The sequence below is a fragment of the Streptomyces sp. NPDC059994 genome, from assembly GCF_042737755.1.
Taxonomy (GTDB): Bacteria; Actinomycetota; Actinomycetes; order Streptomycetales; family Streptomycetaceae; genus Streptomyces.
Window position 1 is genome coordinate 131,191 of record NZ_JBHWUR010000008.1, and the last position, 26,912, is coordinate 158,102.

Sequence of the window (26,912 nt, forward strand, 5' to 3'; positions counted from 1 at the left end):
CGGCCCTTTCTGGTGGGTGGCGGGGGGGGGGGGGGGGGGGGCGGGGCTTTTTTACCGGTAACACGGGGCGGTTGTTGGGGGTGGGGGTGTGTTTCACGTGAAACATGCCCCGGCCCACTCCTGTTCGGCGTCGGTCAGTTGGTGCCGATCTTCGCGAGCAGGTCCACGATCCGGCCCTGGACCTCGGTGCTCGTCGAGCGCTCGGCCAGGAACAGCACCGTCTCCCCCGCCGACAGCTTCGGGAGATCCGGCTGGTTGAGGCCCGCCGAGGTGTAGACGACGAGCGGGGTGCGGTTCAACTGCCCGTTCGCGCGCAGCCAGTCGACGATCCCGGCGCGGCGGCGGCGTACCTGCATCAGATCCATCACGACCAGGTTGGGCCGCATCTGGCCCGCCAGCGTCACGGCCTCGGTGTCGGTGGCGGCGCGGGCGACCTGCATGCCGCGCCGCTCCAGAGTGGCCGTCAGGGCGAGGGCGATCTCCTCGTGCTCCTCGATCAGCAGGACCCGGGGCGGGTGCTGCTCGCTGTCGCGGGGGGCGAGGGCCTTGAGGAGTACGGCGGGGTCGGCGCCGTACGCCGCCTCGCGTGTCGCCTGTCCGAGCCCGGCCGTCACCAGCACCGGGACCTCAGCGGCGACGGCCGCCTGACGCAGCGACTGGAGCGCGGTACGGGTGATCGGCCCGGTCAGCGGGTCGACGAAGAGCGCGGCGGGGAATGCCGCGATCTGGGCGTCGACCTCCTCGCGGGAGTGCACGACCACGGGCCGGTAGCCGCGGTCGCTGAGCGCCTGCGAGGTGGAGACGTCGGGCGCGGGCCAGACGAGCAGCCGCCGCGGGTTGTCGAGCGGCTCGGGCGGCAGCTCGTCGTCGACGGGCTGCGGGTGCGGGCGGTTGGCGACCTCGACGGCGCCCCCGGGCCCGTCCAGCGGCTCGGGCCCCTCGGCGCCCTTGTCCGGCGCGCCTATGGCGTACGCGCGCCCCTGGCCCTCCGAGGGGGGCGAGAGCAGCGATGTGGGGGACGGGCCGGGGCGCTCGGCCTCGGCGGTGCCGGCCGGGCGTTCGCCCTCGGAGGGCGTACCGAGCTTGCGGCGCCGCCCCGAGCCGGAGGAGCCGCCGGTCTGCTGGGTGAAGGCCACGCCCTGGCCGAGCGTGCGCACGCTGATGGAACGGCCCTGGGAGGCGTCGTCGGGCGCGGGGGCCGCCTCGGCGGGCAGCGGCTGGCGGGCGGGCTGCGGTACGGCGCCGGGGCCGCCCGCCGTCTCCGGCCCGTTCGCCGGAACCGCGCCGCCCATCGCCCACGCGGCCGGCTGCTCGACGGGGTGCGGCTGCGGCGGGGTGTGCTCGTCGGCGGCCTCGTTGCGTACGGCGTCGTGGCGCCCGCGACCGGTGGCCGGGAGGGGCTGACCAGTCTGGGAGGTCTGTGCGGGCCCGTTCGCCAGCGGGCGGTGGGCCGGGGCCGGGGCGGCGGTGGGGCCGCCGCTCTGGCCGGGGCCGTTCGCCAGGGGGCGATGAGCCGGGGCCGAAGGGGCCGAAGGGGCCGGGAGGGGCTGGTGGGGGTCGGGGACGCCGGGGCGGTTCGGGTCCACGGGGATGCCGGTGCCCTGCCCGGGCGCCGCTCCGGGGAGCCCGAGGGGCCTGCCGGGCCCGGTCGCCGGGGGCCGCTCGGCGTCGGCCGGGCCGGAAGCCGGGCCGGCGGCGGGGAAGCCCCCGGGCCTGGCCGGGCGGTCCGCGTCGGCGGGCGGGAGCGCGAACGCCGTGCGCACCGCCCCCTCCTCGGCCTCCGGGGCAGCCGCGAGAGCCCTGCGGGCACGACGGCCGCCGGGCTCCGCGTCAGCGGTCGGTGCGTCAGCGGCGCGTGCGTCGCCGCTGCTGGCGGGCAGGGCGCGACGGGCGCGGCGGCCCGAGGGCGCGGCCGGGTCGGCCGCCATGCCCTGGGGCGGAACGGTCTCGCTCAGCGCGGCCGGCCGGCCCGCGCCGGGCTGGCGGGCGCTCTCGGCGGCGGTGACGACAGACCCCTCGGAGGGCATGGCGGGCGCGGTGCCTTCCTCGGCCGGGCTGGGCCGCCCGCGCCGCCGCCCCGTGCCCGAGGAGCCGCCGGTGTCGCCGGACGGTCCGGCCCCCGGGGCGCCCGAAGTCCCCTCGCCGGGGCCGCCGTTGGGGCCTGCGGGTCCGGTGCCGGGGGCGTAGGGGTGCGCGCCGCCCGTGGAGCCCTCGGGTCCCGGCATACCGGCGGCCGGGCCGTTGGGGGTCCCGCCGGACGGGCCGCCGGGGCCGAAGGGGTGGCCGCCGGGGGAGCCTGCGGGCGTACCGCTCGAAGAGCCACCGGGCAGGCCCGGCACTCCGCCGGGCCCCGGGCCGCCGGACGGCCCCGCGCCCGGGACGCCCCGTCCCGTACCGGAACTCGCGGCGGAACTCCCACCGGAGCCCGCGCCGCCGCCCTCGCCCTCGGCCGCCTGCTGCGCGGGGATGCGTTCAAGAGCCGCCGGGGACGCGGCGGACGGGTCGGCCGGCGGGCCGTCCTGGGCACGCGCCCGGCGGCGGCCGGTGGGGGACGTCTCCTCCTCGACGGGGCTCTCCAGGAACGCGTCCGTGGAGGCCCGCCGGGCACGGCGGCGCCCCGAGCCGGCCGGCTGCTGGGCGGGAACCACCGCGATCTCGGCCGCGGCGGGCTCCGGAACCGAGCCCGCGCCCTCCCCCAGCGGCACCTCCAGTACGTACGCGCTGCCGCTCATGCCCGGCACCTCGACCGTCTGGAGCACACCGCCGTGGGCGCGCACGATGCCCTGCACGATGGGCTCGTGGACGGGGTCGCCCCCGGCGTACGGCCCGCGCACCTCGATGCGTACGACCTCGCCGCGCACCGCCGCCGCGACGACGACCGTGGAGTCCATGTAGCCGCCGGCGGCGACCGGCGCGTTGCCCGTGGCGTCGACGCCCGCGACGTCCGCCACCAGGTGCGCGAGCGCGGTGGAGAGCCGCGCGGGGTCGATCTCGGCCTCGATCGGGGGCGCGTGGACGGCGAATTGGGCCCGGCCGGGCCCGATCAGCTCGACGGCGCCCTCGACGCCCGCCGCGACCACGGTCCCGACCAGCACCTTCGCCTTCTTCAGCTCCTCCGTACCGGAGTCGAGCCGCTGGAAGGCCAGGACATTGTCGACGAGGGTGGTCATCCGGGCGTATCCGGCGGCCAGATGGTGCAGGACCTGGTTGGCCTCGGGCCACAGCTGGCCCGCGTCGTCCGCCGCCAGCGTGGACAGCTCGCGGCGCAGCTCGTCCAGGGGCCCGCGCAGCGAGCCGCCGAGCACGGAGAGCAGTTGCTGGTGGCGCGCGGACAGCGCGTCGTAGCGGGTGGTCTCGCGCTCCAGGACCTCCGCGTGCTTCTTGGCCTGGTCCTCGTACGGGCGGCGGTCGGTGAACGTCATCACCGCGCCGACCAGCAGGTCCCCGTCCCGTACCGGCGCGGTCGTCAGGTCGACGGGCACGCCCGCGCCGCTCTTCGCCCACAGCATCTGGCCGCGCACGCGGTGCTTGCGGCCGGACTTCAGTGTGTCGGCGAGCGGGCTCTCCTCGTACGGGAACGGCTCGCCGTCGGCGCGCGAGTGCAGCACCAGCGGGTGCAGCTCCTGGCCGCCGAGGTCGCTGGCGCGGTAGCCGAGGATCTGCGCGGCGGCCGGGTTGACCAGGACGACGCGGCCCTCGGTGTCGGTGCCGACGACACCCTCCGCCGCCGCGCGCAGGATCATCTCGGTCTGCCGCTGCGAACGGGCCAGCTCGGCCTCGGTGTCCACGGTTCCGGAGAGGTCGCGGACGACGATCATGAGGAGCTCGTCGCCGGAGTAGTGCGCGCCGCCGACCCCGTAGGAGGTGGACGGCGAGGCGTACGCGTCTCTTCCGTCCTCCAGGTTGGCGCTGGTCACCTCGACGGGGAACTCGCTGCCGTCGGTGCGCCGGGCCACCATCCGGGTCGGCTTGGTGCGGCCCAGCTCGTCCTCGGTGTCGGGGCGGCGCATCGATCCCGGGATGAGCTTGGAGTCGAAGGTGGGCAGCAGGTCGAGCACGCCCCGCCCCACGAGCCCGGTCCCCGGAGATTCGAACATCTCCAGGGCGATGGTGTTCGCGTTGACGACCGTGCCGTTGCAGTTGACGAGCACGAGCCCGTCCGGAAGGGCGTCAAGTATGGCTGCGAGGCGAGCAGCGCCTCGGGATGGCCTGCTGCTCACGACGACGCTTCCTCCCTGAACCACTGCACCTTGCGGCCTGTCACTGGGAGGGAGTCTAAAGGCAGGGGATGTGCGCGCGGCGGCGGATGAGGGGGAGCTCTCACCAATGTTCTGTGACCACGGCGTATGCCGGGAGATTGGGCCGACGGGGTGGGGCGCAGCCGGCTGCCCTGCCGGGGCCGCGTGCTTCGGGCGCCCCGTCGGCGCGCTCACCGTGTCGCCGTCCCGGCCCTCACCGAACCTTCACCGGACACTCACCGGGCCCCGGGGAGGACCGGCACGAACACGTTCCACCGCTTGATCTCGCACCCGTTGTGCCGGTTGTACGTGGCGTCCACCGGCCGTCCGGCCCAGGTGCCGGTGACCCGGGCGGTGGGCCTGCCGCCGTCGATCATCGAGCACGGGGCGCCCGGGGGGACGGGTGCGAACGGGTCCTTGTCCCCGGTGGTGAGCCGGTCGAGCCGGTCGCACGCCTGAAGGATCTGCGGGTGGTTGCCCCCGGCGGGGTGGCACTCCAGCACGTACGTGCCGTCGGTCTCCCCGTTGTGCGCGACGGTGACCGTGAGGTGGTCGTGGCTGCTGCTGCCGCCGCCGTCGAGGAGGGGGAGCGGGGGCAGTGGCAGGGGGGCGGCTGAGGCGGTGGGCGAGGCGGCGAGGGCGGCCGTGGCGGTGGTGGCGAGCGCGGTGACGACGAGGCGACGCAGCATGCGGGGCTCCACGGGCTGGACGGGGTGGGTCCGGCCCCATCGAGGTGAACGGATTCGCCATGCCTAACGCGCCGGGACGCCGGGCGTTGCGCACGGGCTCGAAGCCCGCCCCCGGAGCGCCACCCCGGAGCCCTCGGCAAAGGCCTCCCCCGAGCCGGTACCCGCAAGGTCGCCGAGGCGTTTCCGACTCGGCCCCCAAGGCCGGAAATCGTGGGTCGCCTAACGCTTTGCTCTGGTGCCCGCCTGCCTAGTACCGTGGGGTGCGATTGGTGACGCGGAGCAAGGCTGTGTCATCATCTGCACGCACCACTCGCGCACGCGGGAGGTTGTGCTGGAGGCGTCGCCTAGTCCGGTCTATGGCGCCGCACTGCTAATGCGGTTTGGGTTTTAAAGCCCATCGAGGGTTCAAATCCCTCCGCCTCCGCCAGCTGAACCCGAAGCCCCGGCCCCACGGCCGGGGCTTCGGCCGTTCCCGGGCCGGTGCGGACGTCGGGGGTCCGCTCTCGGGCGCCGGTCCGGTGACCCCGGTCACATTTCCCCTGTTACGGGCACATCGCCGCCGCTGGACCCTCTCCCCCGCATCTGCCCCCACAGGGGCGTTTTCGCAGGTCAGGAGGGGTGTGGCCAATGGATTTCGCGTCACGGCGCAGGTCATGTAATGTTGTTCCCGCAACGCCGACCGGGAAGAAAAAAACCGGGAAGCAAGCACTCGTAGCTTAACGGATAGAGCATCTGACTACGGATCAGAAGGTTGCAGGTTCGAATCCTGCCGAGTGCACAGCCGAAAGGCCCCCTGGAGAGATCCGGGGGGCCTTTCTCGTATGCCCGCGCCCCGCGCCGTCGGCCCCGGCCCCGCCCCGTTGTCAGTGCCCCCCGCTACCGTCGGGACATGGCTGGGGTGTGGCGCAGTAGTGGGGTTCGTTGGGGGGAGGACGGGCCTGGGCTGGTGTGGGTGGGGGACCGGGGGGAGCGGCGGGTCAGCCGGATCGCGTTCGGGGGTGAGGCCGGCTTCCGGGTCGTGGGGGAGCGCCGGTGTGTGGGGGCTCGGGGGAATCCCTGCCCCGGGGACGTGGCCGTGGCGCGGGGGAGTGCTCAGGCGCGGTGCGGCGAGTGTGCCCGGCTCGACCGGGTGCATTCCGTCGCCGCCGACGGGGTGCCCGACGACCCTCGGGTCTACCGGGTCTATCTGGCGTGGTTCGGGCCGGGGCTCGTCAAGGTCGGGATCACCGCCGAGGAGCGCGAGGGAGCGCGGCTGAGGGAGCAGGGGGCCGTCTGCTTCTCCTGGCTGGGGCGCGGGCCGCTGATGGCCGCCCGGCGGTGCGAGGAGCTGCTGCGGGCCGCGTTGGGGGTGCCCGATCGCGTCTCGTACGAGCAGAAGCGGGTCGTACGGGCCTCGCTTCCCGGAACCGGCGAGCGCGGTGACGAGATTCGGGACATGCACGGGCGGGCCGTCGCGCTCGGCGGGTGGCCCGAGTCCCTGGAGCCGCTCCCGTGCCGGGTCGTCGACCACGGGCGGCTGTTCGGGCTCGACGGCCTCGGGCCCGCGTACGGGGTCGTGCGCGAGCTGGTGCCCGACGGGGTCGTCGGCGGGCGCGTTCTCGCCGCCGCCGGGCCCGATCTCCATCTGGAGTCCGGGGGACGGCACCTCGTCCTGGACACGCGGCTCATGAGCGGGTGGGGGCTCGGGGCGGCGCCCGCCGGCGGGGGGATCACCGTGCCGGTCCGGGCACTGCGCCCTCCTGACGTGCAGGATCAGCTCTTCTGATCCCCGGGGGACCCCACTTGGGCCCTCCTCGGATCCCTCCGGGGCTCCCCTCGGTCAAGACTTGGATCCCCTTTGGATCCCTTCGGGTAAGGGGTATGGACACGTTCACCGATGACAGCGGAGGGTGGAGCGCATGAGCGATCAACTTGTGGCCGGTATGGAACCGCCCTACTACGCCGTCGTGTTCACCTCCCTGCGCACCGAAGGCGACCGGGGGTACGGCGAGACGGCCGACCTCATGAAGAAGCTCGTCGAGGAGATACCGGGCTACCTCGGATACGAGTCCGCGCGCACCCCGGGCGGCATCGGCATCACCGTCGGGTACTTCCGCGACGAGGACGCCATCGCCGCCTGGCGCTCCCGCCTGGAGCACCAGAGGGCGCAGAAGCAGGGCCGCGCCGAGTGGTACGAGAGCTACAGCGTCCATGTCGCCAAGGTCGAGCGGAGCTACAGCTTCCAGCGCGAGGGCGGTGAGAGCCCCGGTGGACGTGCCGACCGCTGAGGCCGGGGCCGCCCTTGTGCGGGCCTTCTGGGCCCGCCTCGGGCTGCCCGGGCTCGTCGACGTGCACACGCACTTCATGCCCGACCGCGTCCTGAAGAAGGTCTGGGCCTACTTCGACTCGGCCGGGCCGCTCACCGGTGTGGAGTGGCCCATCGCGTACCGCGAGGAGGAGGCGCGGCGCATCGAGCTGCTCGCCGACTTCGGCGTGACCGCGTTCACCTCGATGCTGTACCCGCACAAGGCGGACATGGCGCGATGGCTCAACGGGTGGGCCGTCGACTTCGCGCGCCGCACCCCCGGCTGTCTGCACACCGCGACGTTCTTCCCGGAGGAGGGAGCGGGCGCGTACGTCGAGGAGGCGCTCGATGCCGGGGCCCGGGTCTTCAAGGCGCATGTCCAGGTGGGGGGTTACGACCCCAACGACCCGCTCCTCGACGTCGTTTGGGGCGCGCTCGCCGAGGCCGCCGTGCCCGTCGTCGCCCACTGCGGCTCCGGGCCCGCGCCCGGCAAGCACACCGGGCCCGAGCCCATCGGGCGCCTCCTCGCCCGGCACCCCCGGCTGCGGCTGGTCGTGGCGCACATGGGGATGCCGGAGTACGTCGACTTCATGGCGCTCGCCGACACGTACGAGGGGGTGATGCTCGACACGACCATGGCGTTCACGGACTTCAGCGAGCGGCTCGCGCCCTTCCCGGCGGACGCGCTGCCCCGGCTCCGCGACCTGGGCGACCGGGTGCTGCTCGGGTCGGACTTCCCCAACATCCCGTACGGCTATCTCCACCAGCTCGAATCCCTCGAACGGCTCGGGCTCGGCGACGACTGGCTGCGGGGTGTCTGCCACGGGAACGGCACCCGGCTGTTCGGCCTCCCGGGCGCCGGTCTTCAGGGGGCCGCCCCCGGCCCGCCGCCCCTTTCTCAGGAAATTCACAGGAACGCGCAAGGGCGTTCTCAGGGGCCGCTCACAGGGTGGTGAGCATGACCACCACCTCCCCGCAGGGGCGCACCGAATTGCTGAGGCCGGACGGGAGCGCCGTCCGGGTGCTCGTCGTGGACGACGAGGCGGCGCTCAGCGAGCTGCTGTCCATGGCGCTGCGCTACGAAGGGTGGCAGGTGCGCAGCGCCGGGGACGGGGCCGGCGCGGTGCGGGCCGCCCGGGAGTTCCGGCCCGACGCGGTCATCCTCGACATCATGCTGCCCGACATGGACGGGCTCGCCGTGCTCGGACGGCTGCGCCGCGAACTCCCGGACGTGCCCGTGCTGTTCCTCACCGCCAAGGACGCGGTCGAGGACCGGATCGCGGGGCTCACCGCCGGCGGCGACGACTACGTCACCAAGCCGTTCTCGCTCGAAGAGGTCGTGGCCCGGCTGCGCGGGCTCATCCGCCGGTCCGGCAGCGCGACCGTACGCAGCGAGTCGCTGCTCGCCGTCGGGGACCTCACACTCGACGAGGACAGCCACGACGTGACCAGGGGCGGCGTGAACATCCACCTCACCGCCACCGAGTTCGAGCTGCTGCGCTATCTGATGCGCAACCCGCGCCGGGTGCTCAGCAAGGCGCAGATCCTCGACCGGGTCTGGTCGTACGACTTCGGCGGCCAGGCCAACGTGGTGGAGCTGTACATCTCGTATCTGCGGCGGAAGATCGACGCGGGGCGGTCGCCGATGATCCACACCCGGCGTGGGGCCGGGTACCTCATCAAGCCCGGCGAGTGAGCCGGATGCGTTCCGGGCGCGCCCCGAGGCGGCCGCGCCGGTGGACGCTGCGGACCCGGCTCGTCGTCTCCGCCGTCGCGCTGATCGCCGTCGTCGCCGCCGTGATCGGTACGGTCACGGTCATCGGGATGCGCTCCAACCTCCAGCGGCAGCTGGACGACTCGCTGCGCCCCGCCGTCGAGCGCACGCACCACCTCGCGCCCGCCGACCTCTCCACGGGCTTCGTCTCCGCGCCCGGGCAGCCGTTCGGCACGGTCGGGCTGCGCCTCGGTCCCGACGGGCAGCCCGCCGGGGCCGCCAGCGTCCGGGGCGAGCCCGGGTCGTCGCCCCGGGGGGCCCAGGAGCCCCTCACCGCCGGCCAGATCGGCGCGCTGGCGGCGGTGCCCAAGGACGGGCGCGTCCACACCATCCCGGTGCCGGGACTCGGCTCGTACCGGGCGCAGTGGGCGATGGACGGCTCGGCCCTGCTCGGCTTCCCGCTCAAGGACGTCGAGTCGACCGTCAACAAGCTCGTCCTCGTCATCGTGTGGGTGACCGCCGCCGGTCTGGTCGCCGCCGGGATCGCGGGCGCCGCCATCGTCGGCGTCGCGCTGCGCCCGCTGCGCCGGGTCGCCGCCACCGCCACCAGGGTCTCCGAACTGCCGCTCCACAGCGGCGAGGTGGCCCTGCACGAGCGTGTCCCGGACGCCGAGGCCGACCCCCGGACCGAGGTCGGGCAGGTCGGCGCGGCGCTCAACCGGATGCTGGGGCACGTCGGCTCCGCGCTCGCCGCGCGGCAGGAGAGCGAGACGCGCGTACGGCAGTTCGTCGCCGACGCCAGCCATGAGCTGCGCACCCCGCTCGCCTCCATTCGCGGGTACGCCGAACTCACCCGGCGCGGCACCGAGGAGGTCGGGCCCGCGACCCGCCACGCGCTGGGGCGCGTCGAGGCGGAGGCCCAGCGGATGACCGGGCTCGTGGAGGATCTGCTGCTGCTCGCACGGCTCGACGCCGGACGCCCGCTCTCGTACGAGAGCACTGATCTCTCCCCGTTGGTCGTGGACGCGGTGAGCGACGCGCGGGCGGCCGGGCAGGGGCACCGGTGGCGCCTGGAGCTGCCGGACCTGCCCGACGACCCGGTCTCCGTACTCGGCGACGGCGCCCGGCTCCACCAGGTGCTGGTCAATCTGCTCGGCAACGCGCGCACCCATACCCCGGACGGCACGACCGTCACCGCGCGCGTGGCGCGCCAGGGCGCGTGGGCCGTGCTCGAAGTCGAGGACGACGGCCCGGGCATCCCGCCCGCGCTGCTGCCGCACGTCTTCGAGCGGTTCGCGCGCGGTGACGCCTCCCGGTCCCGCGCGCACGGCTCGACCGGGCTCGGCCTCGCCATCGTGCAGGCGGTCGTGACCGCGCACGGCGGCGGCGTCTCGGTGCGCTCGGCCCCGGGCAGCACGGTCTTCAGCGTCCACCTGCCGGTCCCGGGCACCCCGTCCGCGCCGCTCACCGGTCCCGCGACGACCCCCGCTCCCGTACCCGTCCCCCACTCACAGCCTGCCCACAGTCGCACCACACAGGTGTGACAGCGGCCCTCGCGAGGGTCGGTGGCATGCGAACCGACATCTCCGTGGGCACCCTGCCGGCACGGGAGCACCTGCCCGTCGGTGCGGCGGGCGGGCCCGTACTCGACGTGGTGGTCCCCGTCTACAACGAGGAGCGGGATCTGGAGCCGTGTGTGCGCCGGCTCCGGGAGCACCTCGCACGCACCTTCCCGTACGCGTTCCGGATCACCGTCGCCGACAACGCCTCCACCGACCGCACGCCCGAGGTCGCGGCGCGCCTGGCCCGCGAGATGGAGGGCGTACGCCACTTCCGGCTCGAAGAGAAAGGGCGCGGGCGGGCGTTGCGGACCGTGTGGTCGGCCTCGGACGCGCCCGTGCTCGCGTACATGGACGTCGACCTCTCGACCGATCTGAACGCCCTGCTCCCGCTGGTCGCCCCGCTGATCTCGGGCCACTCCGACCTCGCGATCGGCTCCCGCCTCAGCAGGGCCTCGCGGGTGGTGCGCGGGCCCAGGCGCGAGTTCATCTCCCGCGCGTACAACCTCATCCTCAAGTCGTCGCTGGCGGCGCGCTTCTCGGACGCCCAGTGCGGGTTCAAGGCGATACGCCGTGACGTGGCCGAGCGGCTGCTGCCGATGGTGGAGGACACCGGCTGGTTCTTCGACACCGAACTCCTGGTGCTCGCCGAGCGGGCCGGTCTGCGCATCCACGAGGTGCCGGTGGACTGGGTCGACGACCCGGACTCGACCGTCCACATCGTGCGGACGGCCACCGACGACCTCAAGGGCGTGTGGCGGGTCGGGCGCGCCCTCGCCGTCGGCGCGCTCCCCCTGGACCGGCTCGCACGCCCGTTCGGCGACGACCCGCGCGACCGCGCGATCAGCGGCGTACCGGGCGGACTCGCCCGCCAGCTCGTCGGCTTCTGCGTGATCGGCGCGCTCTCCACGCTCTTCTACCTCGGCCTCTACTCGCTCTTCCGGACCGGCACCGGGCCCCAAGTGGCCAACGCCGCCGCCCTGTTGGTGTCCGCCGTCGCCAACACCGCAGCCAACCGCCGGCTCACCTTCGGCGTACGGGGACGGGACCGCGCGATGCGCCACCAGGCGCAGGGCCTCGTCGTGTTCGCCATCGGGCTCGCCCTCACCAGCGGCTCACTCGCGGCCCTGGGCGCCGCGGACGGCGACCCCTCGCACTCCACCGAGGTGGCGGTCCTGGTCGCGGCGAACCTGGCGGCCACCGTGCTGCGCTTCCTGCTCTTCCGCGCCTGGGTCTTCCCGGACCGCGCCACCCCGATTCCCCACCAGAAGGACGCCACCCGATGACCACGACCTCCTACCCGGCCGGCGCGCACGAGGGGGTCGCCGCGGCCCGGCACAGGGCCGCCGCGGGCCGCCTGTGGCGCGGCCGCACCACCGACCCGGCCTGGGTGCGCCCCGCCTTTCTCGGCCTCCTCCTGCTCACCTTTCTCGCCTACCTCTGGAACCTCAGCGCCTCCGGGTACGCCAACTCCTTCTACTCGGCGGCCGTCCAGGCGGGCGGCGAGAGCTGGAAGGCGATGTTCTTCGGCTCGCTGGACTCCGCGAACGCCATCACCGTCGACAAGCCCCCGGCCGCGCTCTGGCCGATGGCGCTCTCCGTACGGCTCTTCGGCCTCGGCTCCTGGCAGATCCTGCTGCCCGAGGTGCTGATGGGGGTGGGCACGGTGGCGGTGCTGTACGCGGCCGTGCGGCGCAGGTTCAGCCCGGCGGCGGGCCTGATCGCGGGCGCGGCGCTCGCGCTCACCCCGGTCGCGGCGCTGATGTTCCGCTTCAACAACCCGGACGCGCTGCTCGCCCTGCTGATGACCGTGACCGTCTGCTGCGTGCTGCGCGCGCTGGAGGGCGCACGGACGAAGTGGCTGGTGTGGGCGGGTGTCGCCGTCGGGTTCGCGTTCCTGACGAAGACCCTCCAGGCGTTCCTGATCCTTCCGCCGCTCGCCGTGCTGTACGCGGTGTGCGCGCCCACGACCGTACGCAGGCGGCTCGGCCAGCTCGCCCTGTCCGGGCTCGCGACGGTGGTCTCCGGCGGCTGGTGGGTGGTGGTCGTGGAGCTGTGGCCCGCGTCCTCACGCCCGTACATCGGCGGTTCGCAGAACAACTCCTTCCTGGAACTGACCTTCGGCTACAACGGCCTCGGCCGGATCAACGGGGACGAGACCGGCAGCGTGGGCGGCGGTGGCGGCGGCCGGGGAGGCGGCGGCTGGGGCACGACCGGCCTCGACCGGATGTTCGGCTCCGAGGTGGGCAGCCAGATCTCCTGGCTGCTGCCCGCCGCGCTGCTGCTGCTCGTCGCGGGCCTGGTGACCACCTGGCGGGGCAAGCGGACCGACACGGCCCGCGCGGCGTTCCTGGCCTGGGGCGGGGCGCTCCTGATGACCGCGGGGATCTTCAGCTTCATGGCGGGGATCTTCCACCAGTACTACACGGTCGCCCTCGCCCCCTATGTCGCCGCGCTCGTCGGCATGGGCGCGACCGTGCTGTGGGAGGAGCGGACCCGGCTCGCGGCGGCGGTGACGCTGGGCGCGTCGGTGGCGCTCACGGCCTGGTGGTCGTACGTGCTGCTGGGCCGTACGCCCGACTATCTGCCGTGGCTGCGGTGGGCGGTACTGATCGGCGGCCTGGCGGCGGCGGCCGGGATCGCGCTCGCGGGACGGCTCGACCGGAGGCTGGCGCTCGGGGCGGCCGGGGTGGGTCTGGCGGCGTCGCTGGCCGGGCCGTTCGCGTACACGGTGAGCACACTCCAGACCGGCCACACCGGCTCGATCGTCACGGCGGGACCGGCGGGCGCGTCCATGGGCGGCGGGCCCGGCGGCGGGCGGATGCGGGGCGGTCCGGGCGGCGAGTTCGCCGTGCCGGGCGGGCAGAACGGGCGGCCCGGGCAGGCCGGTGGCGGGATGGTTCCGCCGGGCGGTGCCCCGCAGGGCGGCCGGACCGGCATGCCGACCCAGCTCCCCGGCGGCGGCCCCGGCGGCCCCGGCGGCCCCGGCGGCATGGGCGGCGAGCGCGGCGGACCCGGCGGCATGGGCGGGCTGCTCAACGGCGCCCAGGTGAGCGCCAAGGCGAAGTCCCTGCTCAAGACGGATGCCGACCGGTTCACCTGGGTCGCGGCGGCCGTCGGTTCGCAGAACGCGGCCAGCTACCAACTCGCCACCGAGAAGCCGGTGATGGCGATCGGCGGCTTCAACGGGAGCGACCCGTCGCCCACGCTCGCGCAGTTCAAGGAATACGTGGCCGAAGGGAGGATCCACTACTTCATCGCCGGAGGCGGGGGTGGCGGAGGCGGTGGCGGGGGCATGATGGGCGGCCCCGGTGGCCAGGGCGGCGGCACCTCCATCGCCACCTGGGTCGCGGCCACCTTCACCAAGGTGACCGTCGGCAGCGCCACCTTCTACGACCTGACGGCCCCCGCCAAGTAGCGGCCGTCGCTGGGGCGGTGGTCCGGGAACGCACCCGGACCGCCGCCCTTTCGTATGCGCCGGGAAACGGGCTTTACACCGTACAAGGAACTCCTTTACGGTGTACGGCAACGTCCCCATACGCTGTACAACTCCTCAAGGAGCCCGCATGACGGCCACGGCCGCCGACACATCGGCCACCCCCACGGGGCACCCGCAGCGCTGGCTGATCCTGGGCGTCATCTGCCTGGCCCAGCTCACCGTGCTGCTCGACAACACCGTTCTGAACGTCGCGATCCCCTCCCTGAGCACGTCGATCGACGCCTCGTCGGCGGACATCCAGTGGATGATCAACGCGTACTCGCTCGTCCAGTCCGGACTGCTGCTCACCGCGGGCAGCGCGTCCGACCGCTACGGCCGCAAGAAGATGCTGGCGGCCGGGCTCGCGCTCTTCGGCATCGGCTCGCTGGCGGCCGGACTCTCCCAGAGCGCTGGGCAGTTGATCGCCGCGCGCGCCGGGATGGGCGTCGGCGGCGCGCTCCTGATGACCACCACGCTCGCCGTCGTCGTGCAGATCTTCGACAACGAGGAGCGGGTGAAGGCCATCGGTCTGTGGGCCACGGTCAACTCCCTCGGCTTCGCCGCCGGGCCGCTGATCGGCGGTCTGATGCTCGACCACTTCTGGTGGGGCTCGATCTTCCTGATCAACATCCCGGTCGCCGCGCTCGGCCTGGTGGCCGTGCTGATCCTGGTCCCCGAGTCGAAGAACCCGCTGGGCGACCGGCCGGACCTGCTCGGCGCGCTGCTCTCCACGGTCGGCATGACCGGAGTGGTGTACGCGATCATCTCGGGCCCGGGCCACGGCTGGACGTCGGCGCACGTGCTGGTCCCGGCCGTGGTGGGCCTGGCCTTCCTGGGCGCGTTCGCCCGCTGGGAGCTGTCCATCCCGTACCCGATGCTGGACATGCACTTCTTCCGCAACCAGAAGTTCACCGGCGCCGTCGCGGGCTCGATCCTGGTCGCCTTCGGCATGGGCGGCTCGCTGTTCCTGCTGACCCAGCACCTCCAGTTCGTGCTCGGATACGGGCCGCTGGAGGCGGGTCTGCGGATCGCGCCGCTGGCGCTGAGCGTGATCGTGCTGAACGTGGCGGGCGTGGGCGCGAGGCTGATGCCCAAGCTGGGCACGCCGAAGACGATCGCGGTCGGCATGGCGGCGAACGCGGCCGGACTCGCGGCGATAGCGCTGCTCGGCGGCGAGCACTACAGCGGCATGCTGCTCGGCCTCGTGGTGATGGGCGCGGGCATCGCCGTCTCGATGCCGGCCATGGCCAACACCCTGATGAGCGCGATCCCGCCGGAGAAGGCGGGCGTGGGCGCGGGCGTCAACGGCACGCTGGCGGAGTTCGGCAACGGGCTCGGCGTGGCCGTGCTCGGCGCGGTCCTCAACTCGCGCTTCGCGGCGCTGGTCCCGTCCGTGGTGGGCGCGGCCTCGCTCCCGGCGGCGCTGGCGGCGGCGGGCGACGACTCCGAGCGCTCCCGGATCTCGGACGCGTTCGCCTCTGGCCTGGAGACGAGTCAGCTGGTCGGGGCGGCGGCGGTGCTGGCGGGAGGTCTGCTGGCGGCGGCGCTGCTCGCCCGGGCGGAGCGCGCCGACGCGCCGGTGGAGCCTGTGCCCGCGGCATAGCATCTACGGGGCGGAGGGCAGCATTCCGATGGTCTGCGCTGCCGTCCGCCCCACTCCACTACCGCCGCAGGAAACGCCGTACGACTGTCATACGTATACGTACAGACAGTCCGACGACCCACGAGGAGGGCACGCCATGGTGTCGGCAGCCGACCGCGCGAAGAATCCGACGCGTACCAGCGTGTGGCTGGAGCGCGGCAAACCGGCGGGCCGCGCCCGCCGGAGCGACCAGTCGGCGCCCTCCCTCGACCGGGACAGGATCATCGCGGAGTCGGTGCGCCTGCTGGACGCGGAGGGCCCGGCGAAGTTCTCCATGCGCCGCCTGGCGGGCGAGCTCGGGGTCACGGCCATGTCGCTGTACTGGTACGTGGACACCAAGGACGACCTCCTGGAGCTCGCCCTGGACTCGGTGTTCGGGGAGCTGCGGGTGCCGGACGTGGAGGGCGCCGGGGCGGACGCCGACTGGCGCGACCAGCTCCGCGAACTCGCCGTCAGCTACCGCTCGGTCATGGTCCGCCACCCCTGGGTGTCGCCGCTGGTAGGCCGCTACCTCAACATCGGCCCGAACTCGATGGAGTTCGCGAACGCCGCGCAGAAGATCCTCAGCCGCTCGGGCCTGCCCGCACACGGCGTCACCGGCGGCCTCTCCGCCGTCTTCCAGTTCGTCTACGGCTTCGGCACGATCGAGGGCCACTTCGTCGCCCGCTGCGCGGAGGCCGGCGTCACCCAGGACGAATACTTCGCCCAGGCGATGGGCGCCCTACGCGAACGCCCCGGCTTCCACGAGGCGATGGACCTCGCGGAGGAGCTGATGGAGGCGCGGGGCGGGGACACGGTGGAGGAGATGCGGGAGCGGGATTTTGTGTTCGCGCTGGAGATTTTGATTGCGGGGATTGAGGCTAAGCGGGGGCGGTAGAAGGGTTGTTAGTCCGTCCATCTGCACGTCTCAATACGAGAGGGCCCGAGGTGATCACCCGGGCCCTCGTGGCTGCTGCCGTGGACTCGACAGGATTCGAACCGGGAACCTGCTGATCCTTGTCTCTGCAGAGATTGGTCAACTCAGCTCAGTGAGCCGCTTTCTGTTGTCCGGCAGCCAGCAAGGGCCAGTACGGGTAGCTGCTGTTGTGCACCGCTGTACCGCTAAGCCCTGGTTACCGCTTTTCGTCGATCGCCCTTCCCCTCCCAGTGCCTCAGACCCAGCAGCGGCGTTACGACTCCGGCCAGAACAGGCAGAACAGTGCCGACTAGCTCTGCTGGTACGCGGCATACGATCACCACGATGACGACGACTGCTGCCCACGGACCCTTCAGGGTGCTTGACAGCGGGCGCTGCACAGGCGTCAAACTCATAGTTGATGCTTCCTTTGTAAGCGTCGCGTGCCCGTCAGTACCGCCTTCGGTGTGCAGCCAGAGCGGAGCTGGCGGGCTCTTCCATACTGAGGATGGGTCCAGGTGCCCCTGGCACACCATCTGGTGCGCCCTGGCGAACCCTGGCGAATCAAGAGGGCAAACCCTGGCGAGCCCCTGGCGTATCTAGTGACTCCACGCTAATCAGTGGCCATAAATTGGTGGGAGCGGCTGCAAGCGAGCGGCACGACGGGGCGATGTCGAGCCAGCGGCTTGGCTGGTGCCCTCCCTGGTCTGGCCAGGCCCGAGCACATACGTCAAGATTGTGTTGACCTTGGGCATCAGGAAAGAGGAACGGGCTGGCCCGTGCTGAGAGTTGGTGCTTAGGCCCCGGCCGCAACCCGCCACAGAGGCGCTTCGTACTGCTCCGGTCGGCTGCTGATAAGGAATTGGCGCAGCTCGTCGCGCTGGGTGCCGTTGAGGTTTAGGGCCTCGGTGATGTGGCGGAACGTCGTGTGGGTGGCTCCGCGGGAGTGGGCCTTCGCCTCGAACTCGGTGAGTTGGGCCAGCACGGTTTCCGTGTCGAGCTTCCTTGAGGTGGGGCGGCCCAGGCGGGCGGCCTTCTCGCGTTCGTAGTCGATCTCCGAGTGGCCGCAGATTTCGCGGCAGTACCGTTCCGCCTCTACCAGGCTGGTCGTTGCCATGGTGGCGCGGGCCAGTTGGTTGCGGTTGAGGGCTTCGTCCAGGTCGACCTCGTGCACGGTGGGGCCCTCGTCCGTCAGGGGGACGGGAAGGCCCGCGTCTCGTACCTCGCAGACGCCCCGTACGCCTCGGGCGGTCGCCGCCAGCATCGCCGTCGCCTCGGACGGGTGCCACTCCAGGACCGGGCTGATCCGCTCGACGTCCTGGGGCGTGAAGGTGTGGACGAGCTTGCCGAACAAGGGGCGTAGCCCGTCGACGGGAAGTTCGCCGTCCAGGCCCGGGCCCGCTACCAGGAGCCGGATGGAGGCGTTCACCTGGCAGCACGCGGCGAGCGTGAGCGCGTCGGCCAGCGGGCTCTTCAGCGTCGGCTCGTCGCCTCGGGCCAGGATGTCGCCGCCCACGTCCAGGAGATCGATCGAGGCCGGGGACAGGTGGCGGACCAGGTCTTCGAGCTGCCGGGTGATGCCTTCGGCACCGTGGTGCGGATCGATGAGCGCGAAGGTGTGGGGCAGCTCCGCCGCCAGTCGGGGGAGGGTCGAGCCGGCGGGTGCGATCGGACGGGCTGTCGCGGGGACGGTCCATACAGCTGGTGTGAGCTGGATGAGGCCGGTGAAGTTGTCCGCCCCCCGGGGGCCCGGGACCGGATCGATCAAGAGGCGGTCCCACGCGTACGTGAGGATCACCGCCCGGCCCCCATCACCGTAAAGAGCGGCGTCGAGCATTGCGGCGGCGACCGCGTCGCCTCCTCCTCCCGCTGCGACGATCAACCTCGTCATGTCGTCAGCCTACGGGTAGAGCCCTTGACCGTTCACCCTATAGTGGCTGGTGGCCATAGCCACTTGGACGAGGAGGGCGGATGCCTCAGATTGAGGAGGCCCAGCCGAAGTACCTTCAGATCGCGCATTTCATCCGGGATCAGATCCTGCGTGGAGATCTGCGGCCGGGGGACGAGGTGCCCTCCGAACGGCAGTTGGCGGCGGATTGGAAGGTGTCCCGGCCGACGGCCGCGCGGTCGCTGGAGGCGTTGAGTCATCAGGGCCTGGTCGAGAAGCGCCAGGGCTCGGGGACGTACGTACGGAGCCTGGAAGTCAACCGGCGGGCACGCGAGTTGTATGGGCGGGCCCGGCAGACCGGCAAGATCTACACGCCCGGTGAGTACGCGGTGATTACCTCGGCCGGTTGGCTGGAGGCGCCGGACCACGTTGCCGAGGCGCTGGGTCTGGTGAAGGACCGGCGCGCCGTGCACCGCCGGCGCGTGACCAACAACCAGGACGGTCCGATCACTCTCTCCACCTCGTGGTTTGCCCCGGACGTCGCCCAGCGGGCGCCGAAGCTGACTGATCCTGGGCGGATCCAGGAGGGGACGCTGATGTACGTCGAGGCGATGACGGGACGTCAGGGCAGCTACGCCGAGGACCGCATGTGCGCTCGGCAGGCAACGGACGAGGAAGCGGCCGATCTCCAACTGCTGCCTCGCTCGGCGGTTCTGCTCGTTCACCACGTCGTCTACGACCTCCAGGACCGGCCGCTGGAGTTCGCCGAAGCCACCTACCCTCCTCATCGCTGGGCCTTCGAACAGGGATATCCGCTCACGTGACGTAGCGGCAGTTGCGGCGAACCGCTTGCGGCACCTACTGGCTAATGCCACTATCCAGTAAGTGGCTAAGGCCACTTGGTGTTGAGGTAGCACGGTGTGATGAGTCAGCGGCCGCAGCCGCAAGGAGTGAGCGCGGATGAACGACATCACCGATGGCCAGGGCGGGCAGCACGCGGAACTGTTAGGAGCGATGACCTTGTACCCGGTCCCGGAGTCCGTCTCCAGGGCCAGGCGCTGGTTCCGGAAGTTCATCGCCCCGTACAACCCGGCCTGTTCGCTGGACGACTGCGTGCTGATGATCTCGGAGCTGGTGACCAACGCCATCGTCTACGGGCAGGCCGACGACGAGTGGCTGGTGCGGGTGGAGTGGTTCCGCGAGGGAACCGCGCTCCGCGTCGAGGTGCACAACCCGGGGTTTCCCGCCAACGTACGGATGCGGCGACCCGGGGCGAACGACGCGCACGGCCGTGGCCTGCTCCTGGTCGACGCCCTCGCCCACTCGTGGCACGCCGGGCCCAGCCGCCTCGGCGGCACCGCCGTCTCCTTCGTGGTGGCCGACGCCTGGCCGTCCTGAGAAGTGTCAGCGGGCTGCGCCCGGGGCCCGTGTTCGTCTGCGGGTCGTCTGTGGCTGGTCGCGCAGTTCCCCGCGCCCCTTAAGCGCCGCTGCGCGGCATCCCCCTGGGCGGCCCGGAGGGGCGCTTCCAGGGGCGCGGGGAACCGCGCGCCCACCCCACCACCCACCCGCAGACGACCCCCGGGCAAAAAAGCGGGGCGGCAGGCCGTCCCCTGCCTGCCGCCCCTTTCGGGTGCCTCCGCTCGGGGCACCCGAGTCTGGTTAGTTCGCCGCCTTCGCCGCCTTCGCCGCCTCCGGCGTCTCAGGCGTCCGCGACGACTTCAGCGCGACCTCCTTGATGAACAGCGTCACGAGGAAGGCGAGCAGCGTGCACGGCGCGGCGTAGAGGAAGACGTCGGCCACGCCGTGGCCGTACGCGCTCTCCATGACCGTGCGCAGTGGTGCCGGGAGCTTGTCCAGGTCGGGGATGCCGCCGCCGCCGGCGCCCAGGCCCGCCGCCTGCGGGCCGAGGTCGGTCAGGCCGTCCTTGACGTAGTGCGTGACCCGGTTCGCCATCACCGCGCCGAGCGCGGACACGCCCACCGCGCCGCCCAGCGACCGGAAGAACGTCACCACGGAGGACGCCGAGCCGAGGTCGGCCGCGGAGACCTGGTTCTGCGTGCACAGCACCAGGTTCTGCATCATCATGCCGATGCCGAGGCCCATCAGCGCCATGTAGATCGCGAGCTGCCAGTACGCCGTGTCGTACCGCATCGTGCCGAGCAGCGCGAGGCCCGCCGTGACCAGGACGCCGCCGCTCACCAGCCACGCCTTCCAGCGGCCGGTCTTCGTGATGACCTGGCCGGAGACCGTGGAGGAGATGAACAGGCCGGCGATCATGGGAATGGTCAGGACCCCGGACATCGTGGGGGACTCGCCTCGGGCCAGCTGGAAGTACTGGCTGAAGAACACCGTTCCCGAGAACATCGCCACGCCCACGAACAACGACGCCAGCGACGCCAGCGTGATCGTGCGGTTGCGGAACAGCCGCAGCGGGATGATCGGTTCGGCCGCCTTCGACTCCACGTACACGAAGACCGCGCCGAGCAGCACCGAGCCGCCGACCATCGCCGCCGTCTGCCAGGACACCCAGTCGTACTTGTCGCCCGCGAACGTCACCCACACCAGCAGCAGCGAGACCGCCGCGCTGATGAACAACGCGCCCGCCCAGTCGACCTTCACCTCGCGCCGCACCACCGGCAGCTTCAGCGTCTTCTGGAGCACGATCAGCGCGATGACCGCGAACGGCACGCCTACGTAGAAGCACCAGCGCCAGCCGAGCCAGTCCGTGTCGGTGATCACGCCGCCGAGCAGCGGTCCGCCGACCGTCGCGACCGCGAACGTGGCGCCGAGGTAGCCGCTGTACCGGCCGCGCTCACGCGGCGCGATCATCGCGGCCATGATGATCTGGGCGAGCGCCGAGAGGCCGCCGACGCCGATGCCCTGGACGACGCGGCAGGCGATCAGCATGCCCGCGTTCTGGGAGAGCCCGGCGATCACCGAACCGCTGACGTAGATGACCAGGGCTATCTGGACCAGCAGCTTCTTGCTGAACAGGTCGGAGAGCTTGCCCCACAGCGGGGTGGTCGCGGTCATCGAGAGGAGCGAGGCCGTGACGACCCAGGTGTACGCGGACTGCCCGCCGCCCAGATCGCCGATGATCTGCGGAAGGGCGTTGGAGACGATCGTCGAGGACAGGATGGCGACGAACATGCCGAGCAGCAGCCCGGACAGCGCCTCCATGATCTGCCGGTGAGTCATCGGCGCGTCGCCGGCAGGCCCCTGGTGGGGCTGCCCTCCGTGGGCGGCGCGGCCGTCCCGCACACCGGCCGGTGTGGATGTAGCCATGAACTTCCTTCTCTGGTGCGTCTGTTACGACTGTTGTGCGGCGGGTGTACGGGTGAGGGGTGCGGCGGGCGCGAACGGCTCCTCGCGGCAGTTGAAGCTCTCTCTGAGCCGCGCGAGCATCGCGTTCAGCTGCCCGACCTCGTCGTCGGACCAGTCCCGCAGGGTCCGGGCGAACATCTCCGCCGTGCGCCGGCCGAGCTCGTCGAGCATGGCGCGGCCGGCGGGGGTGAGCCGCAGGATCCGGGAGCGCTTGTCCAGCGGGTCCGGGTCGCGCTCGATCCAGCCCCGCGCGGCCACGTGCGTGACATGGCGGCTCGTCACGGACATGTCCACGTCGAGCAGTTCGGCGAGCCTGCTGATCCGCATCTCGCCGTGGCGGCCGAGGAGCGTGAGTACGGCGGCGGACCCGGCGGGGCACTCGGCGGGCAGGATCCGGCCGAGCCCGCGCTTGACGGCCCCGATGGCGCTGAGCTGGCGGGCCAGCTCCTCGTAGTGGCTCTGCGCGGCCATCGGGCTCCTCCCCTTCGACTCGTGGGCTCATTGACCCGTTGAGCTCGTTGCTTAGGGCAACCATAGAATTGATTGGTTGCTGAAGGCAAGCGAATGAGGAGGGGTGGGAGTAAAGTAAATGCAAAGTGTTCGCATATGGGAAGTCAATGCGCAGGTGGGAGGGGTCGGGCGGCGCTCGCGCCCGGTGTGCGTACGCCGTGAGCGTGTGGTGTGTGTGCCGGGGCACGCGGGGGCGGGGGTTGGGCGGAACCCGGGACTTCGCTAGGGTCCCGTGCATGGCACACAACACCCCGGGCCCCGAGGGCAACTACGACCCCGCGGGCAGCACGCAGATGTTCCGCGCCTTCGTCGACGAGGGCGCGCCGCAGGGCCGCCAGGCGGCGGCGACCCCGGCGGCGGCGCCGGCCGGTCCGCGCGTCGGCCTGATCGTCGGCATCGTCGTCGTACTCGCCGTCCTCGCGGGCGTCGCCTGGCTCGCGCTGGGCTGACCCTCCCGCACCTCCTGTCGAGACCCGTTTCGCTCAGCGCCAGTCGGCGGTGACCGTACGGGTCTCGATGTGCGTTCCGAGCGGTACGCGCCAGGAGTCCACGCAGACGGTGTACGTACGTGAGGTCGCGGTGTGCGCGGCGACGGGTGCGAGGGGCTGTTCCGTGGTGATGGTCGCCCAGTCGACGCCCAGCAGGCCGATGATGTGGGTCGCGAACGTGAGCGTTCCCGGCTTCACGGGGGTGCCGCCGGTGTTGCGGACCGGGATCGTGACGGATTCGCACCAGCGGGTGGGGGTGGGGGTCCGGGTGGGGGCGCCGAGGGTCAGGGCGGCGGGGGTGGTGGGGGTGGGCGCGGGCGTGGGGGTGCCGCCCGTGCTGGGGGTGTCGGTGGTGTCGCCCGTGGCGGGGGTGCCGCCGCCGCTGGTGCCCGGGGTGGCGCTGCTTCCCGCTGAGCCGCCTGCGGCGGAACCGTCGCCGCCTCCGCTGCGGCTACCGCCACGGGCCTCGGCCGCACCGCCGCGCGCCCCCGCCGTACCGTCGCCGCTACGGGTGTGCGGGCTGCTGGGCGCCGTACTCCGGCCCCCAGGCGTGGCGCTCGCCCCGTCCAGCGGAACCAGCTCCACCTTGCCGTGGGGCGGCACCGGTCTGCTTGACTCGGTCTCCGCGCCCACGGCCACATAGGGCTTGCCGCCCTCCCCGCCGCAGGCGGCCGACGCGCCGCCCAGCGCGAGCGTGGCGGCCGCCGATACGCCGATCAACGCAGCACGTCGCATCGCGCCAGTGTTCCTGACGGACCGTCAATTGTGAACCCCGGGAAGGGTGCTGAGGCGAGGGCAAGTGTGCCTGCCCGCGCACGCGGCGGTCCGCTGTGTCCACCCTCCCCCAAGCTCTTGAGGAGCAGGGGGGACCTTCAGCCCCTAGCGGCACGCATGCCCGCGGCTGGGGGCGCGAGCCGACGCCACGCGACCGCGCCACGCGACCGCGCCACGCGACCGCGCCACGCGACCGCGCCACGCGAGCGGTGGCGCAGCCGAGGCCGCGCCCCGCGAGCGACGGGGCCCCGGCGCACCGCCCCGTAACGCCTAGTCCGCGATCAGCCCCTCCCGCAGCTGCGCCAGCGTCCGCGTGAGGAGGCGGGAGACGTGCATCTGGGAGATGCCCACCTCCTCGCCGATCTGGGACTGCGTCATGTTCGCGAAGAAGCGGAGCATGATGATCTGGCGTTCGCGCGGGGGGAGTTTGGCCAGGAGGGGCTTGAGGGACTCGCGGTACTCCACGCCTTCGAGGGCCGCGTCCTCGTAGCCGAGGCGGTCCGCGAGGGAGCCCTCGCCGCCGTCGTCCTCGGGGGAGGGGGAGTCGAGGGAGGAGGCCGTGTACGCGTTGCCGACCGCGAGGCCGTCCACCACGTCCTCTTCCGAGACGCCCAGGACCGCTGCCAGCTCCGGAACGGTGGGCGAGCGGTCCAGCTTCTGGGCCAGTTCGTCGCTCGCCTTCGTCAGCGCGAGGCGGAGTTCCTGGAGGCGGCGCGGGACCCGGACCGACCAGCTCGTGTCGCGGAAGAAGCGCTTGATCTCACCGACCACCGTCGGCATCGCGAACGTCGGGAACTCCACGCCCCGTTCGCAGTCGAACCGGTCGATCGCCTTGATCAGGCCGATCGTGCCGACCTGGACGATGTCCTCCATCGGCTCGTTGCGGGAGCGGAAGCGGGCCGCCGCGTACCGGACGAGGGGGAGGTTCAGCTGGATCAGGGTGTCGCGTACGTACGTACGCTCCGGGCTTTCCTCGCTGCCCAGCGCGGCCAGCCGCAGGAACAGGGAGCGGGAGAGCGTGCGGGTGTCCAGCGGCTCGTGGGAGCGCGGCGCCTCCCGCCGGGGGGCGGTGCCGGACGGCGCCGGGCCGGCGGAGTCGAGCGCCTCGGGGGAGCCGGGCACGGCGCAGGTGTCGATGGCTTCCGGGCTCTCGCGCACATCGGGCGCGGGCACGCTCTTCATGAGCGTGAGCACCTGCACCTTTGAGCTGCCCTGTTCTGCGGACATGCCACCCCCTTGAGGTCGCGGACGGTCGCGGTGGCCACGACCATCGGAGGAACGCAGCCTCCACCTGAATACCGGAGGCGGAGCTGCGGCAAACGCGGTTCCAGCAGAATGTCACATGTCGGCAACGCGCTGTAGTGACATGTCGACAAGTCAGGTGTGGATCCGCGCAGTTAGCAGGGGGTGTGCCGGTTTCGCCGCCGGATTGTTCACCCGGACGTGGATCACTCGATCCGGTTATGCCTCGATTCGATTTGCGGATCGAAGCCGCGCGAAGCTCCTGGCCAGCAGCCTGGACACATGCATCTGGGACACGCCCAGCTCCTGGCTGATCTGGGACTGCGTCAGATTGCTGTAGTAGCGGAGCATCAGGATCCGCTGCTCGCGTTCGGGCAGTTGTACGAGGAGGTGGCGGACCAGATCGCGGTGCTCGACCCCGGCGAGGGCCGGGTCCTCGTAGCCGAGCCGGTCGAGCAGGCCCGGCAGGCCGTCGCCCTCCTGGGCCGCCTCCAGGGAGGTCGCGTGGTACGAGCGGCCCGCCTCGATGCAGGCCAGCACCTCGTCCTCGCCGATCTTCAGCCGGTCGGCGATCTCGGCGGTCGTGGGCGAGCGGCCGTGAGCGGTCGTCAGGTCCTCGGTGGCGCCGTTCACTTGGACCCACAGCTCGTGCAGCCGGCGCGGGACGTGGACGGTACGTACGTTGTCGCGGAAGTACCGCTTGATCTCGCCCACCACCGTCGGCATGGCGAAGGTCGGGAACTGCACCCCGCGCTCCGGGTCGAACCGGTCGATCGCGTTGATCAGGCCGATCGTGCCGACCTGGACCACGTCCTCCATCGGCTCGTTGCGGGAGCGGAACCGCGCCGCCGCGTACCGCACCAGCGGCAGGTTCGCCTCGATCAGCGCCCCGCGCACCCGGTGGTGCTCCTCAGTGCCCGGCTCCAGGCCCTTGAGCTGCCCGAAGAGGACCTGGGTGAGCGCCCGGGTGTCCGCGCCCCGGGTGCTGGTCCGTACGGGGGCACGGTGGCGTTCGGGGGGCTCCTGGGGTTCGTTCTGGGGCGGCACTTGAGGTGCGGTACTGGCCGGCACGGTCAACGCCACCCCTTCGCGGTCACTGCTTGGTCAATGTCGCGGTCAACTTCGGTCGAACCATCGTCGACTCATCCGTCAAAAGCGGTCATAGCATCACAAGACATGTCCACTGTGTGCAAGCACCGTATAACCACGTGTTGAGGGCAAGTTGGGCATTTGGCCCGCCCGGCACCCGCCCCCGGGCACGCGAAAGGCCCCGCACCACTCGGATGCGGGGCCCCGTCGCGTACCGGCTCGGAACGGCTGTCAGAACGGATAGTCGGCGATCACCCAGGTGGCGAACTCGCGCCACTGCCCGGCCGCGGCCTGGTGGGCCGGGTGTTCGAGGTAGCGCTTCAGCGCGTCCGCGTCCTCGACCGCCGAGTTGATGGCGAAGTCGTACGCGACGGGCCGGTCGGTGATGTTCCAGGCGCATTCCCAGAACCTCAGCTCGGGGACGAGCCCGTCCAGTTCCTCGAACGCCTTCACCCCGGCGGCGACGCGCGCCTCGTCGCGCTCCACGCCTTCGTTGAGCTTGAAGAGGACCAGATGGCGGATCATGTGTGCTCCTTGCCGTGCGTACGTGTCAGCGCCCCCGCCGATCGTACGAGCAGGCCTTCGCGGCTCAGCGGACCAGCTCGGTCATGAACTGGCCGATCCCCTTCGCGGCGGAGGAGATCCCCTCGAACCCCGTCTGGACCATCCCCGCGGCCTCCACGGGCGAGGTGATGATCGTATAGAGCACGAAGACGACCGCGCAGTAGAGCAGCACCTTCTTCACGTCCACGTGCGTGCACCCTCCCCGGCTCCCCTGTGTGCTCGCGTGAGTCTAACCAACACCACTTCCGCCGTCCTCACCACGTCTTTAGGGTCCAAGGGCCCCCGGATCGGGGCCCTTCGCCGGACGGTACGGACGTGACGCGGGAGCAGGATGGTTCCAGAACCCAGCGCATCCGGCCGCGGCTTGTCCCCCCGATTCCGCTCCCCCCGTCCCAGACGGGAAAGCCCGGCCGTGGGCCGGCGCGGGGTGCCGCGGGCCGGGCGCGGGCCGGGGCCCCCCCCCACGGGCAGAAAAACCAAAAACCCCCCCCCCACCAAAAACCAAAACCGGGGAGCGGGGTAGGGGGGGTTGAG

At 72.1% G+C, this 26,912-nt stretch carries 22 protein-coding genes and 2 tRNA genes; 14 read left to right on the plus strand and 10 right to left on the minus strand.

Going from position 1 to position 26,912, the window contains the following annotated elements:
• Positions 1–134: 134 nt before the first annotated feature.
• Both ACFWA7_RS07500 and ACFWA7_RS07505 read right to left on the minus strand, forming a co-directional pair.
• Positions 135–4,220 (minus strand): PAS domain-containing protein, encoded by a 4,086-nt coding sequence (locus tag ACFWA7_RS07500; protein ID WP_385821552.1) that lies wholly within the window; start codon positions 4,218–4,220, stop codon positions 135–137.
• A 254-nt stretch (positions 4,221–4,474) separates the two neighbouring features.
• A complete protein-coding gene (locus ACFWA7_RS07505; protein ID WP_385821554.1) occupies positions 4,475–4,927 on the minus strand; it encodes an SSI family serine proteinase inhibitor in 453 nt (150 codons plus the stop codon).
• Positions 4,928–5,260: 333 nt separating this feature from the next.
• On the opposite strand from ACFWA7_RS07505, the gene ACFWA7_RS07510 reads away from it, so the two are divergent.
• The 11 genes from ACFWA7_RS07510 (at position 5,261) to ACFWA7_RS07560 (ending at position 16,481) form a co-directional block, all read left to right on the plus strand.
• Positions 5,261–5,354, plus strand: a tRNA-Ser gene (locus tag ACFWA7_RS07510).
• A gap of 278 nt (positions 5,355–5,632) precedes the next feature.
• A tRNA-Arg gene (locus ACFWA7_RS07515) sits at positions 5,633–5,705 on the plus strand.
• Positions 5,706–5,816: 111 nt separating this feature from the next.
• On the plus strand, positions 5,817–6,692 hold the full coding sequence (locus ACFWA7_RS07520; RefSeq protein ID WP_385821556.1) for a DUF2797 domain-containing protein: 876 nt from the start codon (positions 5,817–5,819) through the stop codon (positions 6,690–6,692).
• Between the two features lie 133 nt (positions 6,693–6,825).
• Complete coding sequence (locus tag ACFWA7_RS07525) at positions 6,826–7,194, plus strand: antibiotic biosynthesis monooxygenase family protein (protein WP_385542445.1); 369 nt, start codon at positions 6,826–6,828, stop codon at positions 7,192–7,194.
• Positions 7,175–8,167, plus strand: a complete 993-nt coding sequence (locus ACFWA7_RS07530) for an amidohydrolase family protein (RefSeq protein ID WP_385821558.1) — start codon at positions 7,175–7,177, stop codon at positions 8,165–8,167. Before ACFWA7_RS07525 ends, ACFWA7_RS07530 begins: the two co-directional genes overlap by 20 nt.
• A 2-nt stretch (positions 8,168–8,169) precedes the next feature.
• The gene (locus tag ACFWA7_RS07535; RefSeq protein ID WP_385542449.1) at positions 8,170–8,907 is read left to right on the plus strand and encodes a response regulator transcription factor; all 738 of its coding nucleotides are present in this window, start codon (positions 8,170–8,172) and stop codon (positions 8,905–8,907) included.
• A gap of 5 nt (positions 8,908–8,912) precedes the next feature.
• Positions 8,913–10,469 carry an ATP-binding protein gene (locus tag ACFWA7_RS07540; protein ID WP_385821582.1) on the plus strand — a complete coding sequence of 519 codons (1,557 nt, stop codon included), beginning with the start codon at positions 8,913–8,915 and terminating at the stop codon, positions 10,467–10,469.
• A 26-nt stretch (positions 10,470–10,495) separates the two neighbouring features.
• Positions 10,496–11,770 carry a glycosyltransferase gene (locus ACFWA7_RS07545; RefSeq protein WP_385542451.1) on the plus strand — a complete coding sequence of 425 codons (1,275 nt, stop codon included), beginning with the start codon at positions 10,496–10,498 and terminating at the stop codon, positions 11,768–11,770.
• Complete coding sequence (locus ACFWA7_RS07550; RefSeq protein ID WP_385821560.1) at positions 11,767–13,902, plus strand: glycosyltransferase family 39 protein; 2,136 nt, start codon at positions 11,767–11,769, stop codon at positions 13,900–13,902. Before ACFWA7_RS07545 ends, ACFWA7_RS07550 begins: the two co-directional genes overlap by 4 nt.
• A gap of 148 nt (positions 13,903–14,050) precedes the next feature.
• Positions 14,051–15,565 carry an MFS transporter gene (locus tag ACFWA7_RS07555; RefSeq protein WP_329400704.1) on the plus strand — a complete coding sequence of 505 codons (1,515 nt, stop codon included), beginning with the start codon at positions 14,051–14,053 and terminating at the stop codon, positions 15,563–15,565.
• 136 nt (positions 15,566–15,701) lie between these two features.
• Positions 15,702–16,481, plus strand: coding sequence for a TetR/AcrR family transcriptional regulator (locus tag ACFWA7_RS07560; RefSeq protein WP_329400705.1), 780 nt, complete (start codon positions 15,702–15,704; stop codon positions 16,479–16,481).
• 814 nt (positions 16,482–17,295) lie between these two features.
• Here ACFWA7_RS07560 and ACFWA7_RS07565 read toward each other — a convergent pair.
• The gene (locus ACFWA7_RS07565) at positions 17,296–18,390 is read right to left on the minus strand and encodes a DUF1152 domain-containing protein (protein ID WP_385821563.1); all 1,095 of its coding nucleotides are present in this window, start codon (positions 18,388–18,390) and stop codon (positions 17,296–17,298) included.
• 80 nt (positions 18,391–18,470) lie between these two features.
• Between ACFWA7_RS07565 and ACFWA7_RS07570 the strand changes: the two genes are divergently transcribed.
• Complete coding sequence (locus ACFWA7_RS07570; protein ID WP_385821564.1) at positions 18,471–19,211, plus strand: GntR family transcriptional regulator; 741 nt, start codon at positions 18,471–18,473, stop codon at positions 19,209–19,211.
• A 136-nt stretch (positions 19,212–19,347) separates the two neighbouring features.
• Positions 19,348–19,785 carry an ATP-binding protein gene (locus ACFWA7_RS07575; RefSeq protein ID WP_385821566.1) on the plus strand — a complete coding sequence of 146 codons (438 nt, stop codon included), beginning with the start codon at positions 19,348–19,350 and terminating at the stop codon, positions 19,783–19,785.
• A 261-nt stretch (positions 19,786–20,046) separates the two neighbouring features.
• Here ACFWA7_RS07575 and ACFWA7_RS07580 read toward each other — a convergent pair whose 3' ends face one another.
• Entirely contained in the window at positions 20,047–21,672 is a 1,626-nt protein-coding gene (locus ACFWA7_RS07580) for an MDR family MFS transporter (protein WP_385821568.1), read from the minus strand.
• Between the two features lie 24 nt (positions 21,673–21,696).
• A complete protein-coding gene (locus ACFWA7_RS07585) occupies positions 21,697–22,182 on the minus strand; it encodes a MarR family winged helix-turn-helix transcriptional regulator (RefSeq protein WP_385541311.1) in 486 nt (161 codons plus the stop codon).
• Between the two features lie 275 nt (positions 22,183–22,457).
• On the opposite strand from ACFWA7_RS07585, the gene ACFWA7_RS07590 reads away from it, so the two are divergent.
• The gene (locus tag ACFWA7_RS07590; RefSeq protein WP_371653786.1) at positions 22,458–22,670 is read left to right on the plus strand and encodes a hypothetical protein; all 213 of its coding nucleotides are present in this window, start codon (positions 22,458–22,460) and stop codon (positions 22,668–22,670) included.
• Between the two features lie 33 nt (positions 22,671–22,703).
• On the opposite strand, the gene ACFWA7_RS07595 is transcribed toward ACFWA7_RS07590, so the two are convergent.
• From ACFWA7_RS07595 to ACFWA7_RS07615, 5 genes are all read right to left on the minus strand, one after another.
• Positions 22,704–23,444, minus strand: coding sequence for a hypothetical protein (locus ACFWA7_RS07595; protein WP_385821570.1), 741 nt, complete (start codon positions 23,442–23,444; stop codon positions 22,704–22,706).
• A 309-nt stretch (positions 23,445–23,753) separates the two neighbouring features.
• Entirely contained in the window at positions 23,754–24,710 is a 957-nt protein-coding gene (locus tag ACFWA7_RS07600) for an RNA polymerase sigma factor SigF (protein ID WP_385541315.1), read from the minus strand.
• Between the two features lie 234 nt (positions 24,711–24,944).
• Complete coding sequence (locus ACFWA7_RS07605; protein WP_385541317.1) at positions 24,945–25,796, minus strand: RNA polymerase sigma factor SigF; 852 nt, start codon at positions 25,794–25,796, stop codon at positions 24,945–24,947.
• 249 nt (positions 25,797–26,045) lie between these two features.
• Positions 26,046–26,339 carry a Dabb family protein gene (locus ACFWA7_RS07610; RefSeq protein WP_385541318.1) on the minus strand — a complete coding sequence of 98 codons (294 nt, stop codon included), beginning with the start codon at positions 26,337–26,339 and terminating at the stop codon, positions 26,046–26,048.
• A 64-nt stretch (positions 26,340–26,403) separates the two neighbouring features.
• Positions 26,404–26,565: a hypothetical protein gene (locus tag ACFWA7_RS07615; protein WP_180357221.1), complete on the minus strand. Its 162-nt coding sequence runs from the start codon at positions 26,563–26,565 to the stop codon at positions 26,404–26,406.
• Positions 26,566–26,912: the final 347 nt, after the last annotated feature.

Coding starts and splice junctions, on each gene's coding strand:
- ACFWA7_RS07560 (WP_329400705.1), top strand. CDS start 15,702: ATGGTGTCGGCAGCCGACCGCGCGAAGAATCCGACGCGTACCAGCGTG.
- ACFWA7_RS07575 (WP_385821566.1), top strand. CDS start 19,348: ATGAACGACATCACCGATGGCCAGGGCGGGCAGCACGCGGAACTGTTA.
- ACFWA7_RS07595 (WP_385821570.1), bottom strand. CDS start 23,444: ATGCGACGTGCTGCGTTGATCGGCGTATCGGCGGCCGCCACGCTCGCG.
- ACFWA7_RS07545 (WP_385542451.1), top strand. CDS start 10,496: ATGCGAACCGACATCTCCGTGGGCACCCTGCCGGCACGGGAGCACCTG.
- ACFWA7_RS07585 (WP_385541311.1), bottom strand. CDS start 22,182: ATGGCCGCGCAGAGCCACTACGAGGAGCTGGCCCGCCAGCTCAGCGCC.
- ACFWA7_RS07600 (WP_385541315.1), bottom strand. CDS start 24,710: ATGTCCGCAGAACAGGGCAGCTCAAAGGTGCAGGTGCTCACGCTCATG.
- ACFWA7_RS07555 (WP_329400704.1), top strand. CDS start 14,051: ATGACGGCCACGGCCGCCGACACATCGGCCACCCCCACGGGGCACCCG.
- ACFWA7_RS07590 (WP_371653786.1), top strand. CDS start 22,458: ATGGCACACAACACCCCGGGCCCCGAGGGCAACTACGACCCCGCGGGC.
- ACFWA7_RS07540 (WP_385821582.1), top strand. CDS start 8,913: ATGCGTTCCGGGCGCGCCCCGAGGCGGCCGCGCCGGTGGACGCTGCGG.
- ACFWA7_RS07525 (WP_385542445.1), top strand. CDS start 6,826: ATGAGCGATCAACTTGTGGCCGGTATGGAACCGCCCTACTACGCCGTC.
- ACFWA7_RS07520 (WP_385821556.1), top strand. CDS start 5,817: ATGGCTGGGGTGTGGCGCAGTAGTGGGGTTCGTTGGGGGGAGGACGGG.
- ACFWA7_RS07580 (WP_385821568.1), bottom strand. CDS start 21,672: ATGGCTACATCCACACCGGCCGGTGTGCGGGACGGCCGCGCCGCCCAC.
- ACFWA7_RS07505 (WP_385821554.1), bottom strand. CDS start 4,927: ATGCTGCGTCGCCTCGTCGTCACCGCGCTCGCCACCACCGCCACGGCC.
- ACFWA7_RS07570 (WP_385821564.1), top strand. CDS start 18,471: ATGCCTCAGATTGAGGAGGCCCAGCCGAAGTACCTTCAGATCGCGCAT.
- ACFWA7_RS07535 (WP_385542449.1), top strand. CDS start 8,170: ATGACCACCACCTCCCCGCAGGGGCGCACCGAATTGCTGAGGCCGGAC.
- ACFWA7_RS07610 (WP_385541318.1), bottom strand. CDS start 26,339: ATGATCCGCCATCTGGTCCTCTTCAAGCTCAACGAAGGCGTGGAGCGC.
- ACFWA7_RS07550 (WP_385821560.1), top strand. CDS start 11,767: ATGACCACGACCTCCTACCCGGCCGGCGCGCACGAGGGGGTCGCCGCG.
- ACFWA7_RS07565 (WP_385821563.1), bottom strand. CDS start 18,390: ATGACGAGGTTGATCGTCGCAGCGGGAGGAGGAGGCGACGCGGTCGCC.